This window comes from Ornithinimicrobium cerasi, assembly GCF_003702705.1.
Classification (GTDB): Bacteria; Actinomycetota; Actinomycetes; order Actinomycetales; family Dermatophilaceae; genus Ornithinicoccus; species Ornithinicoccus cerasi.
On record NZ_QZMN01000026.1, the window covers coordinates 1 to 11,969 of the forward strand.

At 70.6% G+C, this 11,969-nt stretch carries 18 protein-coding genes; 11 read left to right on the forward strand and 7 right to left on the reverse strand.

Features of this window, described 5'->3' with window-relative positions:
* Positions 1-107 precede the first annotated feature (107 nt).
* From D4B81_RS17120 to D4B81_RS17160, 9 genes are all read left to right on the forward strand, one after another.
* Entirely contained in the window at positions 108-764 is a 657-nt protein-coding gene (locus D4B81_RS17120) for a hypothetical protein (protein WP_122263888.1), read from the forward strand.
* Between the two features lie 67 nt (positions 765-831).
* Positions 832-1,464, forward strand: a complete 633-nt coding sequence (locus tag D4B81_RS17125) for an NAD(P)-dependent oxidoreductase (protein ID WP_122263889.1) — start codon at positions 832-834, stop codon at positions 1,462-1,464.
* Between the two features lie 2 nt (positions 1,465-1,466).
* Positions 1,467-1,898, forward strand: coding sequence for a MarR family winged helix-turn-helix transcriptional regulator (locus D4B81_RS17130; RefSeq protein ID WP_122263890.1), 432 nt, complete (start codon positions 1,467-1,469; stop codon positions 1,896-1,898).
* 138 nt (positions 1,899-2,036) lie between these two features.
* On the forward strand, positions 2,037-2,354 hold the full coding sequence (locus D4B81_RS17135; protein WP_122263891.1) for a WhiB family transcriptional regulator: 318 nt from the start codon (positions 2,037-2,039) through the stop codon (positions 2,352-2,354).
* Between the two features lie 138 nt (positions 2,355-2,492).
* Positions 2,493-3,524 (forward strand): TerC family protein, encoded by a 1,032-nt coding sequence (locus D4B81_RS17140; protein WP_122263892.1) that lies wholly within the window; start codon positions 2,493-2,495, stop codon positions 3,522-3,524.
* Positions 3,521-3,826 carry a helix-turn-helix transcriptional regulator gene (locus tag D4B81_RS17145; protein ID WP_122263893.1) on the forward strand — a complete coding sequence of 102 codons (306 nt, stop codon included), beginning with the start codon at positions 3,521-3,523 and terminating at the stop codon, positions 3,824-3,826. Before D4B81_RS17140 ends, D4B81_RS17145 begins: the two co-directional genes overlap by 4 nt.
* Positions 3,823-4,128, forward strand: a complete 306-nt coding sequence (locus D4B81_RS17150) for a WhiB family transcriptional regulator (RefSeq protein WP_122263894.1) — start codon at positions 3,823-3,825, stop codon at positions 4,126-4,128. The genes D4B81_RS17145 and D4B81_RS17150 overlap by 4 nt, the downstream gene beginning before the upstream one ends.
* Positions 4,110-4,343, forward strand: a complete 234-nt coding sequence (locus tag D4B81_RS17155; protein WP_122263895.1) for an Lsr2 dimerization domain-containing protein — start codon at positions 4,110-4,112, stop codon at positions 4,341-4,343. The genes D4B81_RS17150 and D4B81_RS17155 overlap by 19 nt, the downstream gene beginning before the upstream one ends.
* 128 nt (positions 4,344-4,471) lie before the next feature.
* Positions 4,472-4,744: a hypothetical protein gene (locus D4B81_RS17160; RefSeq protein WP_161965265.1), complete on the forward strand. Its 273-nt coding sequence runs from the start codon at positions 4,472-4,474 to the stop codon at positions 4,742-4,744.
* A 91-nt stretch (positions 4,745-4,835) separates the two neighbouring features.
* On the opposite strand, the gene D4B81_RS17165 is transcribed toward D4B81_RS17160, so the two are convergent.
* A complete protein-coding gene (locus D4B81_RS17165) occupies positions 4,836-5,630 on the reverse strand; it encodes a mechanosensitive ion channel family protein (RefSeq protein ID WP_122263897.1) in 795 nt (264 codons plus the stop codon).
* 132 nt (positions 5,631-5,762) lie between these two features.
* Here D4B81_RS17165 and D4B81_RS17170 point away from each other — a divergent pair, with 132 nt between their 5' ends.
* Positions 5,763-6,440, forward strand: coding sequence for a TetR/AcrR family transcriptional regulator (locus D4B81_RS17170; RefSeq protein ID WP_122263898.1), 678 nt, complete (start codon positions 5,763-5,765; stop codon positions 6,438-6,440).
* A 68-nt stretch (positions 6,441-6,508) separates the two neighbouring features.
* Here D4B81_RS17170 and D4B81_RS17175 read toward each other — a convergent pair whose 3' ends face one another.
* Entirely contained in the window at positions 6,509-7,303 is a 795-nt protein-coding gene (locus tag D4B81_RS17175) for a DUF2382 domain-containing protein (protein ID WP_122263899.1), read from the reverse strand.
* 139 nt (positions 7,304-7,442) lie between these two features.
* Here D4B81_RS17175 and D4B81_RS17180 point away from each other — a divergent pair, with 139 nt between their 5' ends.
* Positions 7,443-8,183, forward strand: a complete 741-nt coding sequence (locus tag D4B81_RS17180; RefSeq protein ID WP_161965266.1) for a TetR/AcrR family transcriptional regulator — start codon at positions 7,443-7,445, stop codon at positions 8,181-8,183.
* A gap of 5 nt (positions 8,184-8,188) precedes the next feature.
* Here the strand turns inward: D4B81_RS17180 and D4B81_RS17185 are convergent, their stop codons facing one another.
* The 5 genes from D4B81_RS17185 to D4B81_RS17205 form a co-directional block, all read right to left on the reverse strand.
* A complete protein-coding gene (locus tag D4B81_RS17185; RefSeq protein ID WP_161965267.1) occupies positions 8,189-8,899 on the reverse strand; it encodes a hypothetical protein in 711 nt (236 codons plus the stop codon).
* 39 nt (positions 8,900-8,938) lie between these two features.
* Positions 8,939-9,514 carry a site-specific integrase gene (locus D4B81_RS17190; RefSeq protein ID WP_161965268.1) on the reverse strand — a complete coding sequence of 192 codons (576 nt, stop codon included), beginning with the start codon at positions 9,512-9,514 and terminating at the stop codon, positions 8,939-8,941.
* 210 nt (positions 9,515-9,724) lie between these two features.
* Positions 9,725-10,231: a P-loop nucleotide/nucleoside kinase family protein gene (locus D4B81_RS17195; RefSeq protein WP_122263903.1), complete on the reverse strand. Its 507-nt coding sequence runs from the start codon at positions 10,229-10,231 to the stop codon at positions 9,725-9,727.
* A 163-nt stretch (positions 10,232-10,394) separates the two neighbouring features.
* Complete coding sequence (locus D4B81_RS17200) at positions 10,395-11,162, reverse strand: recombinase family protein (protein ID WP_122263904.1); 768 nt, start codon at positions 11,160-11,162, stop codon at positions 10,395-10,397.
* Positions 11,163-11,234: 72 nt separating this feature from the next.
* A complete protein-coding gene (locus D4B81_RS17205; protein WP_122263905.1) occupies positions 11,235-11,750 on the reverse strand; it encodes a hypothetical protein in 516 nt (171 codons plus the stop codon).
* Positions 11,751-11,969 lie beyond the last annotated feature (219 nt).

The following is an 11,969-nucleotide window of genomic DNA, read 5'->3' on the forward strand; positions in this document are numbered from 1 at the left end:
TCTCATCGTGGACCTCAACCGTGTCGAGCGAGCAGGGCGATGGCCTGGTGGCACCTCGGGTGCATCAACGCTCTATCGGAGAACGCTGACACCAGGAAGGTAGACCAGTGAGCACCGCAGACCAGGGTGGAGAACGGGGGCGGGGCCCGTACCCCCTGGCCAGGCCGTTCCCCCGTCCGGGCCCGCTGATCGCCCTGGCCTACCGCGAGCTCGACATGGTCATCGACGGTGATGAGGCCCAGCTCGACGCGATCGGCGACCCCGCAGAGCTGATCCGTCCGTGGGACCCCGGGACCATCCAGGACCCACCCGCGCGGGCGCAGCTGTGGGAATGGCTCGAGGCCGTCGTCGAGTGGGTCAACACCGAGCACGTCTGGGACCCCACCTACCTGATCCCACCCTGCTGGCCCACCCACCCACACCTGGTCCACGAGATCGCCGTCCTGGCCGACCGACGGCACACGGCCGGGCAGGCCATGACCGGCGACGCCATGGAGGAATGGCACCGCTACGTCCTACCCGCGTTCTTCGACCGCCGCAGGACCCGGCTGCGCACAGCCTGCGACAGCCGCCACCACGACTGGCCAGCCCGGCCCGCCCACGTCCGTTACCAGGACGCCCACGAGCACCGAGCCCGGCACTACACCGGCGACGTCGACCACCACCGTCGGCTGATGCAACCTCCGAATCAGGATCAGACCGCTCCCCGCCTGCAGGTCGTCGACGGACACCGAGTCGACCCGGACACCGGCGAGGTCAGCTAGAGGTTCGTGCCGTCGGGGCGCCTCCGTCCCCGGTCGCCCTTGTTGGTTAAGCGGCTAAACTAGACTCATGGCGACTATCGCGCTGTTCGGTGCGACCGGCAGGACCGGCCGCCGCGTCCTGCACCGTGCTCTCGAGGCGGGTCATACCGTGCGCGTGCTGGTGCGCGACCCTGCGAGGCTCGGTCACGAGGGTGACGGCCTGACCGTGATTTGCGGGGACGTCCTCGACCCCGCGCCGGTGGCCCGGGCGGTGTCGGGCGCGGACGTGGTGCTGAGCCTGTTCGGGCAGGTCAAGGGCTCACCCAGGACCCTGCAGACGGACGGCACGCGGATCATCGTCGAGGCGATGAGGGCTGCTGGCGTGCGCCGCATCGTGACGCTGTCAGGCGGCGGGCTGCGCGCCCCGCAGGACCGCCCGCGGGTGGCCGACCGGGTGATCCGGCTCCTGCTCCGGATGCTGTCCGGTCATGTCCTGGCCGACGCCGAGGGGCACCTGGCGGTGCTCCGGGCCAGCGGTCTGGACTGGACCGTGGTCCGGGGGCCGCGGCTGACGGAGGCGCCCGGTCGCGGCAGCTACAGACAGGGCTGGGTCGGCGTCGGCACCGGCACCTCGATCAGCCGGGACGACCTGGCCGACTTCATCATCACCCAGGTCGAGGACCGCAGCTTCGTCGGCCGTATGCCGTTCCTGTCCAGCTGAGCATGCGCGCACGCGAGCGGTCCGTCGGGGACATCCTGGCGCAGGTCGTGGCGCTCAGCCGCAGCGTCGCCGCCGAACGGCGCACGCCCTTCGAGGGGGTCGAGCTCACCTCGAGCCAGCTGTCCCTGCTCTTCCTCCTGGCGCACAGCCAGGGCCCGGTGACGCCGAGCGCCGCGGCCTCGGTGCTGGGCGTGACCCGCGGCGCGGTCACCCAGCTCGTCGACGGGCTGCGCGCCGCCGGACTGGTGGAGTCGGTGCCCAACCCGCGCGACCACCGGTCCCGCATCCTGCAGCTGACCGGCGCCGAGCGCAGGCGCGTCGCCGACTACGAGGCCGGTGTGGTCCGGCGGCTGATGCCGGGCTTCGACGCCCTCGACGACGCCGACGTGCACACCCTCGCAGGCCTGCTCCGCAGGGTCGCGCCGCAGTGGTGAGCACCGTCCTCGCCACACCGGTGCCACCGCCACGGTCGGGTCCACGGTCGTCGGGCACCGGCAGGGGCGGGGGCCGGTCGCGCGGGCGGGCGCACCCGGGGCCTACCACCAGTGGTGCTTACAGCGTAAAGTGCAGGGGTGGACGGTCGTGGCGGCAGGCGGGCGGCGGAGGCGGCGACGCCGCGTGCGGATCTGTGGGAGTGGCAGCTGGAGGGGTTGTGCCGTTCGGGCAACCCGGAGGTCTTCTTCCACCCGGACGGGGAGCGCGGGCCGGCCCGGGCGTGGCGGCAGGCCCGTGCGGTGGCGGTCTGCCGGCAGTGCCCGGTCATGGCGGCGTGCCGTGAGCACGCCCTGCGGTACCGGGAGCCGTACGGCATCTGGGGCGGGATGACGGAGGAGGAGCGTCAGGTCGCCACGCGGGCCGGGAGGCCTGCTCCGGTGGCGGGGGAAGGGTGAAGTGTGCTTCACTTGTCGGGCGGAGGGGAGTATCCCCGCCACGACGTCGTCAGTGCGGCCTCGGCCCGGCGCGTGGACCCCACAGGGGTGGAGAGACCTCCGGTCATCTGATGTCGACCGGAGGAAGGGAGTCCCCCCATGGACGTACCTGTGTGGATGTGGGTCGCGGTGGTCGCGGCCATCCTGCTGATGCTCGCGATCGACCTGTTCGCGCACCGGCGCGCGCACGTGATCGGGGTGCGCGAGGCCGCCGTCTGGTCGGCGGTGTGGGTGGCCTGCGGCGTCGGTTTCGGGGTGCTGGTGTGGACCCGGTGGGGGCCCGAGCTGGGTCAGCAGTACTTCGCCGGGTACCTGATCGAGAAGTCGCTGGCGGTCGACAACGTCTTCGTGTGGGCGGTGATCTTCGCCTACTTCGCGGTGCCGCGGGAGTACCAGCACCGGGTGCTCTTCCTCGGCGTGCTGGGGGCGCTGGTCTTCAGGGCGGTGTTCATCGCCGCCGGCGCCGCGCTGATCGACTCCTTCGGCTGGGTCCTCTACGTGTTCGCCGCGTTCCTGCTGTGGACCGGGTGGACGATGGTCCGCCGGCGCGACGAGCACCTGGACCCGGAGAGGTCACGGGTGCTGCGGCTGTTCCGGCGCTGGGTCCCGATGACCGACGCCTACCACGGGCAGCGGCTGCTGATCCGCAGGAGCGGCGTGGTGCTGGCGACCCCGCTGCTGGCGGTCCTGGTCCTGGTCGAGGTCACCGACATCGTCTTCGCCGTCGACTCGATCCCGGCGATCTTCGCGGTCACGCAGGAGGTGTTCCTCGTCTTCACCGCCAACGCGTTCGCGATCCTGGGGCTGCGGGCGATGTACTTCCTCCTCGCCGACCTCATCCACCGCTTCGTCTACCTCAAGCTGGGCCTGGCGCTCGTGCTGATCTGGGTCGGGATCAAGATGCTGCTCAAGATCGACCTGTTCTACATCCCCACGACCCTGTCCCTGGCCGTGGTGGCCACGATCATCACGGTCTCCGTCGTCGCCAGCCTGCGCGCCACCCGCGGCCAGGGGCGCCAGGCGCCCCCGGTCCCGCACGAGCCGCCGTTCCGGGTCGCGACCCAGGACGAGCTGGCGCAGCTGCAGCCGCTGCGGGCCCGCTCGCGTCGCCGTCAGGAGGTGTCGCGGTGAAGGTCGGGTGGACGTTCCTCAGCACGCACGGACAGGTGCTCCTGGCCGTCGCCGGCGACCCCTCGGCCCGGGTGCGCGACCTCGCGGAGCGGGTGGGCATCAGCACCAGGGCCGTCCTGACGGTGCTGGACGACCTGGAGCGCGCGGGCTACGTGCACCGGGACCGGGTCGGGCGCCGCACCCGCTACACCGTCCACCCCGAGCTCCCGATGCGCCACCCCGCCGTCGCGCACCACCGGGTCGGCGAGCTCCTGGACGTCCTGGGCGACCGGGCCCCGGGCCTCACGGGAGAGCGGGCGTGACGGGGCGGCCGGCCGCCCGGGGCCCCGCCCTCGCTGTCGGCTGGCAGGTCCTGGCCTCCTGCCGTGGGGTGGATCCCGAGCTGTTCTTCCACCCCGAGGGGGAGCGCGGGGCGGCCCGGGAACGGCGGGCCGCGCGGGCCGCGGCGGTGTGCCAGGACTGCCCGGTGATCGTTCCCTGCCTGCAGCACGCGCTCACCTACCCCGAGCCGTACGGGACCTGGGGCGGGTACACGGAGGAGGACCGACGCCACCACCTGGCTCGTCCGCGGCGAGGAGGGTCGCGATGGTCCGCAGGGTCCTGACCTACCGGGTCTCCGACCTCTCCGGCGAGCCCGTGCCGGGGCACGGTCCCACCCTGGTCTTCGGCTGGGGCCGCATGGCCTATGAGATCGACCTGACCGAGGAGGAATTGGACGAGCTGGACCGGCTGATCCGCCCCTACCTGGCCGCCGCCCGGCCCAGCACCACCCACGGCTACACCCGCCACGACCCCACCCGCCCCCGTCATGACGGCTAGCAGGCCCCGGCCGCCACCGAGACCCCGGGGACGTCCGCGCACCGGGTCCGGCGCCTGTCAGCGTGCAGTACGCTCGCAGCGCACAGGACGCTTACAGCGTAAGCAACAGGTTCAGGGAGGAGGTCGGTGTGTCGGGACGCAGGTCGTCGGGGCGAGGGGTGCGGGTGGTGACGAGCCGGCTGATGGCGCGTGTGCGGTCGCTCCCGGCGCGCGGCGGGTGGCGCAGGTGGGTGGCGGCCCTGTCGCCGCTGTCGTGGGGCGCGACGCGCCGCCTGGACGTGCGCCGCGGCGACCGTCCCTACGAGCGCCACGTCCTGACCCTCGACCCGGGTCGGCCGCGTGAGCGCGCCCAGGAGGCTCCACCGGCGGGCGGTCCCCTGCTCGAGGGGGAGCTGCGCTGAGGACCGGGCGGACTGCGCGGCACGGGCGGAGCGGGCCACCCGGGTGTGGGTGACCCGTTCCGGCGGGCATGCGACCGTGTGGGGCCGCAGCTCAGTCCCTGCTGACGTCGAAAGGGACGTCGTCGGCCGCGGTCGCCCCGGTGCCGGAGCGCGGGGCTGGCTGGGTCCTGGCCTTGGCGGCGGTGGCCTTGGCCTGCTCGGTCAGGCTGGGGCCGTTCGCGGCTTCGGCGCGGATGTTCTGCGACTCCTGCGCCAGGGTGTCCAGGTAGGTCTCCCACCGGGCCTGCATGGGCTTGATGAGGCCTCCGCCGACGCCCACGACCAGGATGCCGGCGATGGTGGCGAGCACCGCGATGAGGACCGGCGTGGTGACGGTCGTGGCGATGCCGACCTGGTCGAGCGCGGCGATGAGGCCCAGGCCAAGGATGAGCACCGAGGCGGTCGTGCCCAGGGCGCGCCCGTAGGACAGGCCGCTGAGGGTGTTGGCGATGATGTCCTTGACCGCGGCGGCGACCGCGGCGGCGATGACCACGATCACGATGGCCACGGCGATCCGCGGCAGGAACGCGATGACGGAGGTCAGCAGGGCGCTGACGGGGTTGGGTCCGAAGACCCCGAACGCCATCTGCAGCACGAACAGCAGCAGGGCGTAGTAGACCACCTTGCCGACGATCGCCGAGGCGTCGTAGCGGCTGCTGGCCAGGGCTTTCCTGATCCCTCCGCGCTCGACCGCTCGGTCGAACCCGACCCGCTCCAGGATCTTGTCGACGGCGCTGCCCAGTGCCTTGGCGATGATCCACCCGATGATGAGGATCAGCAGGAAGCTGACGATCTTGGGCACGTACAGGAGGGAGGCGGCCCAGAGCTGCTCCAGCGGTTCGGTCATGAGTGTTCCTTTCGGTAGCGGCCGGCCGGAGTGGCCCGCCGCGAGATTTACACTGTAAGCACCAGAGCGTGCTGAGCGGAAACTGCTCACCACCGACCGAGGGTGACGCTGAGACAGGGACGGAGGCTGGTGATGAGTCAGGTGGAGCGGGACGGGCTGGTGCGGGCCGCGCTGGAGCTGATCGATCAGGGCGGGCCGCAGGCGGTGAGCCTGCGGGTGATCGCCGGGCAGGCCGGGGTGGCGGTGGAGCAGCTGTACCGGGTGGTCTCGGGTCGGGATGAGCTGCTGGACGCGGTCGTGTCCGAGCTGGCGTCCCGGATCGAGGGTCCGGTCGATGAGGGGATGGCGCGCACCTGGCAGGGCTACCTGCAGGCGCTGGGGCACCGGGTGCGGGAGGTGGTAGTGGCGCATCCGCGGGCGTTCCCGCTGCTGGTGACCTCACCCCCGGCGGCGCCGTGGCTGCGGCCGCCGCTGCGGTCGTTGACGGTGGTGGAGGACCTGCTGGCCAACCTGGTCGGGCACGGGTTCGACGACGCCGCTGCCGTGCAGGCCTACCAGGGGTTCTCCTCCTTCCTCCTCGGCCACCTGCTGCTGGAGGCATCGCTGCTGGGGGCCAGCACCGGGCCGGTGGAGGTGCCCCTGGACGAGGGTGGGGCGAGCGTGCCGGCCACGCACGAGCAACGGGAGGGCGGGCACTTCCCGCACCTGCGCAGGATGCGGGAACGGCTGTCCCAGGACACCAGCTCCGAGCAGTTCGAGATCGGCCTGGAGGCGCTGGTCGACCGGCTGGAGATGCAGCTGCGACAGTAAGGATGGGGCGGGCCGGCACCCCGCGAGGGAGGGGAGTTGGCGGGGTGCCGGCCCTGCTCGATCCGACCTCAGCTGCGCCGGTCGGTGTCCTCGACGACGTCGACCTCCTCGCGGGAGACGTCGGTGGTGACCTCACGCTGTTCGGTCACGCTCTCCCTCTGGATCCCGACCTGCTCGGTCGCGACGACGTCCTTAGAGATCACGGGGCGCTCCTCGTGCACGGGCACCACGACCTCGTCCTCGCCCAGGTCCGCCCGGCCGGTGTCCTGGCCCCCGGTCACGGGCTCGCGGACGATCTCGTACTCCTCACGCTGGACCGGCACGGTCACCGTCTTCTGCTCGGTCACCACGTGCTTGCGCAGCCGGACCCGGCCGGTCTGCACCCGCTCGGTGCCGACGTCGACCCGCTCCTCGTGCAACGTCATCCGGGCGTCATCATCCCCGGGACCGGTGCCGGTGCCGTCCGTGCCCCGGACGGTGTCCCCGTCACGGTCGACGTCGAGGTCGCGGTCGCCGGTCGTGGGGTCGCCGCTCGCGTCCGTACCGGAGGTGTCCAGCCGGTAGTACTCGTAGAGGCGGTCCTGCTCCTGCTCGGACAGGTGCTCGTCGGCGTCGATGTTCGGTGCGTCCTTGACGTAGCTCTTCTCGTACGGCACCCGCAGCTGTCCGTTGTCCAGCGAGGCGTCCTGCAGCGGGACGAATGTCTCCTTCGTGCCGAACATCCCGGTCCGCACGGTGACCCACGCCGGGTCACCGCTGCGGTCATCCAGATACACCTGCTCCACACCACCCAGGACGTCGCCGTCTCGGTCGACGACCTCGGCGGCCTCCAGGTCCTGCACCTGCTCCTGCGTGATCCTCATGTGCTTACGCTCCTTCGTTCGACGGGGGGGAACTGAGACTTACAGCGTAAGCGCACCGGCGGTGCGCGCACCTCGAACCGGCACCGGGTGGTCACGACCTGGGCTGCCCGCCTTCATGGGTCGGCCTAGACTGGCCACGATGGTCGACACCACGCGTGCTCGCACGCGGCGCTCAGGCCGCCGCGAGGTCCGCCCTGCCCTGGCCCGGGACACCATCGTCGACGCGGCCGTGGACCTGATCGACCAGCGCGGCGTGGAAGCCCTGTCGATGCGCAACCTCGGCGCGGCGCTGGGGTACGAGGGGATGTCGCTGTACCGGCACGTGGACGGCAGAGATGATCTGCTGGAGGCGGTCGTCGACCGGCTCACCGACTCCCTGGACCTTCCGAACGAGCCACCACCGTGGGAGGAGTACCTCACCGACGTGGCCGCCCAGTTGCGTGAGCTGGCGCTGAAACACCCTCGGATCTTCCCCCTCGTCGCGACCCGCCACCCCGCCGCGCCCTGGCTGCACCCACCGCTGCGCAGCCTGCGCGTGGTGGAGCACCTGCTGCGCACCCTGCGGGCACAGGGGTGGGACCCAGGCGCGGCTGTTCAGGCCTACCAGGCCTTCTCGAGCTTCCTGCTCGGTTACCTCCTGCTCGAGGTCGCCGCCCAGGGCGAGGGCACCGCCCCGCCCGAGGCCCGACTCGACGAGGGCACGGACGAGGACGACGACCTGGCAGCTCCGGGCACCGGGCGGGACCGTGACGTCGACGTCCAGAACTACCCCACCATCACCGAGCTGCGGCCCGTCCTGGAACGCGCGGACACGACCACGGAGTTCAACGCCGGCCTGACCGCACTGCTGCACCGGCTGGCTCACCTGGCCCCGGGCTGACCCCGTCACCGCCAGGAGGGACCGGCTACCGCCAGCCCACGCAGGCGCACCGCGACCAGGACGCACATCACCCACCAGGGCAGCAGCGAGGCGATCGACATCACCAACCCCACCGTGCCGAACGTCGAGGGGACCAGCATCAACACCCCCGCCGCCAGCGCCCACCACGCCACCGCACGCCCCAGAACCCTGGTGCGCAGCAGCGCGGCCACGACCAGCAGCAGGGCGACCCCGCTCAGGAGGTAGTACGTCAGGAACGCCGTCCCCCGCCACGACGCGAGCAGCACCTCACCCGCCGCCTGCAGCGCCGGCCGGTCAGCGGCGGGCGCGGTCCCGTGCTCGCGTGCCAGCAGCAGCATCTCCACCGCCGGGTTGGACGCGAGGTAGGCCGCCATCCCCAGCACGACCAGCGCCCCGGCCACCGCGGCAGCGGATCGGGCCCGGCTCCACAGCAGGACCACCAGAGCCAGGTAGACCAGGGCCACCAGGACGTTGTTGAGGCTGTAGAGCAGGTCCAGGCTGACCAGACCCAGCACCGGGTCGACCCTCATCAGCTCGAAGAACTCCGCGACCGTGCCCAGCGGGCGGTGCACGGAGAAGACGACCACCTGGAGGACAGTCAGCAGCACCGACCCCAGCGCCGCCACCGCACCTGTCAGCAGCACCCCTCGCCAGGCACCCAGGTCCGGCCACGTCTCAAGACCCCCGGCCTCCACGGACAGAGTCTGGCACGACGGCAGGGCCGGTCTTGAGCCTCACGTCACGGGAGCCGTTGCCGCCCGCCCTTGCCCTCGGCGATGAACACCCGCCGTTCGTCGACCCGCAGGTCCTCCAGGCGCAGGCCCCAAGACCTCGCAGCGGCGCAGCCCGCCGAGCGCCATCGCCGCGACCATGGCCCGGTCCCGGTGGGTGCACAGGGCGCCGGTGAAGGCGTCGTCGTCGGCCGGGGCCAGGATCCGCGGCAGGGACCGGACACTCCTGGTCAACGGCACGCCCTTGGAGGGGCGGGATCTCTCCCGGCGGGTCGGCAGGCCCCGGGGCACCGGGTTGGTGGCCACGTCCCCGCGGACCTGCAAGAAGGCGTAGAACCCGGAGATCGTGGAGACCCGCCGGGCGATCGTGGCCGACCCCACCCCACCTCTACCGTCGTCGGTGGTCAGGCCCTGGATCACGCCCGCGGGCCGGCCGGTGCGCTGGGAGGTGATGAAGGCGAGAACGTCGGCCGGGACCGCCTCGGTCGGGTCCTTGCCGAGCACCGACAGGAAGATCCTCAGGTCGTACGCCGCGGCCAGGACCGTGTTCGGCCGGCACCGCCCGGACAGGAAGTCCATGGCCATCATCGGGGCCGTGCCACCCGCGGTAGTCGTCCGCGCAGGCGACCCCGACCCGCAGCACCACCTTGCCCGAGGGCCCTCGCGACCTGACCCGTCACGGATCCAGACCGACATGTCACGACCTCCCGGTCCCTCGACCATCAGCCACACCGGCTGGTCGAAATCTCCCGGAAGAATCACGTGCATAACAAGCAGAACAGGATGATTTCAGGTGAGGCGCCGCCATAGTCGACCGACAGTGTCGACCTGCTCGTCGGTGCGCATCCCGCGGACGTCGACGTCGTAGTCAACAGCCAAGGGCTCGAGTTGCTGCCGGTGCAAGGCGTCGAACTCTGCGTCGGTGAGGTACACAGTGCGCTGTGCAGCTCGGCGCCTAGCGTCGTCCACCGGCAGCGACAACCGCACGATTATGACGCCAGGCAGAAGAGCGCGGTACAACGGCAACGTGTGCGAGGTGATCACGTCGGCGAGGGTCACATCAAACCCCGCGCTCAAGAAGTTGCCGGCCAACGTGGCGGCGTTCCGCACGCCTAATCCTTGCTGGGCGATGCCTTCCTCGTCGTCCCAGGGTGCCGCCCCGCCCGTCTGCACCAGCTGCCGCACATCGTCGACGTCGATGAACGCGGAGCGCGTCTTGGTCCGCGACAGAAGCCTGGCAGTGGTGCTCTTGCCCGCAGCAGGACCACCAGTCAGCACCAGCGGGGGAAGCACCATGAGCCCACCTTAGAAGACGGGCCGATCCGCACCAGAACGACTGGAGGAACTCCGGAAGCGGCAATGTCGGACGAGCGTAGCCGTCCTGCGCGCGGCAATGTCGGACGAGCGTAGCCGTCCTGCGCGCGGCAGAACAGGATGGTTCAGGTGAGGCGGCGCCAGACTAGCTGGAGCGGAACGTTTGTAGGTCCTGCTTCTGCTGGAGCAGCTCCGGGGTCGGGCCGTAGTGGTCGAGAAGGTCCTCGAGTGCTTGCGTTGCTTGCTGGCGGCCCGGTTCGTCCATATCACCCGTCAGGTGAAGGAGGGTGAATGCTGCACCGACCGTCACGTTGGCGGCCTCGAGGTCGTCAAGGTGGTCGTCGGGAAGAAAGTACTCGCTGTCCTGGAGAATCTTGGCGACTGTCGGGCCAAGGTGTAGACCGTAGCGTCTGCCAGCCCACCTGCTCAGGAAATGCCAGCCCCGTCCAGGTGCGAACGGACTGTATGGCCGTGTCGGGTCGTGGTACATCGGGTGGGTGAAGTGTGCGTTGAACGCCTTGGTAGCAGGGGGCAGCGCCACGGGCCTGTCTGCACCACCAGGGGCCGAGTCTGTGGCCGTGCTCGAGGGATGCCGATCTATCCCGAGCCATGTCCTCAGTGAGTCGCGCTCGATCCGAGTGCTGAGGTCGGGGCCATGCAGGGTGACGATAGGTACGTCCAGGGCAAGGACTGCGGCCAGGTCATCCGGCAGCCACGCCAGCCGCATGAGGCTTGAAACCACGACCCGGGTGGGTGAGGAGCGTACGAGCTTGTGGAACTCGGCCCGTTCAGTACCGGTGACCTCGACGTATTCGGCCTCGACCTTCCAGCCGTTCCCCGCGCAGAGCTGACGCAGTTCGCGCTGCTGCTCCTCGACGTTGCTGGGTGAGGCGTAGACATAGATGGCAGTCACAGGCTGAGGTCACTTCCTGGGCGAGAATGTCGAAGCCGGGCACCGACCGGAACGGCCTATGCCCTCGGGGTTCTAGTCGGGCCAGGACTCAAGGTCTCGCCGCTGGACGCCTACTTCCTCGATGGGCCCATAGAAGTCCTCAAGCGTCTGCAGCGCCCGCAAGGTGTGCCGGCGACCCGCCTCGTCAATCTGACCGGTCAGACGGAGGACGGTGAAGCCGGCACCCACCGTGATCGTCGCCGCGTCAACATCACCTTCGTTCTCCGCGCCCGCGAAGTCGCTCAGCTCGAGCAGTTGGCTGACGGTGACCTCCGGGTCAAGCTCGTCGCGCCGTTCTCCCCACTCCATCACGAGGTCCCAACCCTCGTCTGAGCCGAAAGGCGTGAACTCTGCGCCCTCGTCCTCGTACAGAGCATGCGTGAAGTGGACCTTGAAAGCCGGGTGCGCCTCCGGCAAGCCGTCACTCTGTGCCATGTCTTCCTCCGCCTGACCCACGCTCTCATACGAGGGCGGCCGTGACGTATCGACGCAACCACCCAGGAGCAGAAGCTCGCAGAGCATCACGACAACCCACCTAGGCTTCTGCATCGGGCGATCCTAGAGCAGCCCGGCCCCGGCGCCAGCGAGAGTGCCCTGAGCTTGGCAGGACCGGGGTCTCGAGGCTCCTCAGGGCGAGGGGGGACGACCGTAGCCGTCCCGCAGGCGGCAAAGTCGGACGAGCGCAGCCGTCCTCCACGCGGCATGAGAGTGCACCGCGCCTGACCGCTGAGGCGCAGGCGGCGGCCGTTCTGAGAGAGATCAATTCGT

Bases quoted from the DNA above. Each gene is read 5' to 3' on its own strand.
- D4B81_RS17125 (WP_122263889.1), top strand. From the start codon at position 832: ATGGCGACTATCGCGCTGTTCGGTGCGACCGGCAGGACCGGCCGCCGC.
- D4B81_RS17155 (WP_122263895.1), top strand. From the start codon at position 4,110: ATGGTCCGCAGGGTCCTGACCTACCGGGTCTCCGACCTCTCCGGCGAG.
- D4B81_RS17170 (WP_122263898.1), top strand. From the start codon at position 5,763: ATGAGTCAGGTGGAGCGGGACGGGCTGGTGCGGGCCGCGCTGGAGCTG.
- D4B81_RS17180 (WP_161965266.1), top strand. From the start codon at position 7,443: ATGGTCGACACCACGCGTGCTCGCACGCGGCGCTCAGGCCGCCGCGAG.
- D4B81_RS17130 (WP_122263890.1), top strand. From the start codon at position 1,467: ATGCGCGCACGCGAGCGGTCCGTCGGGGACATCCTGGCGCAGGTCGTG.
- D4B81_RS17205 (WP_122263905.1), bottom strand. From the start codon at position 11,750: ATGCAGAAGCCTAGGTGGGTTGTCGTGATGCTCTGCGAGCTTCTGCTC.
- D4B81_RS17175 (WP_122263899.1), bottom strand. From the start codon at position 7,303: ATGAGGATCACGCAGGAGCAGGTGCAGGACCTGGAGGCCGCCGAGGTC.
- D4B81_RS17195 (WP_122263903.1), bottom strand. From the start codon at position 10,231: ATGGTGCTTCCCCCGCTGGTGCTGACTGGTGGTCCTGCTGCGGGCAAG.
- D4B81_RS17140 (WP_122263892.1), top strand. From the start codon at position 2,493: ATGGACGTACCTGTGTGGATGTGGGTCGCGGTGGTCGCGGCCATCCTG.
- D4B81_RS17165 (WP_122263897.1), bottom strand. From the start codon at position 5,630: ATGACCGAACCGCTGGAGCAGCTCTGGGCCGCCTCCCTCCTGTACGTG.
- D4B81_RS17190 (WP_161965268.1), bottom strand. From the start codon at position 9,514: ATGGACTTCCTGTCCGGGCGGTGCCGGCCGAACACGGTCCTGGCCGCG.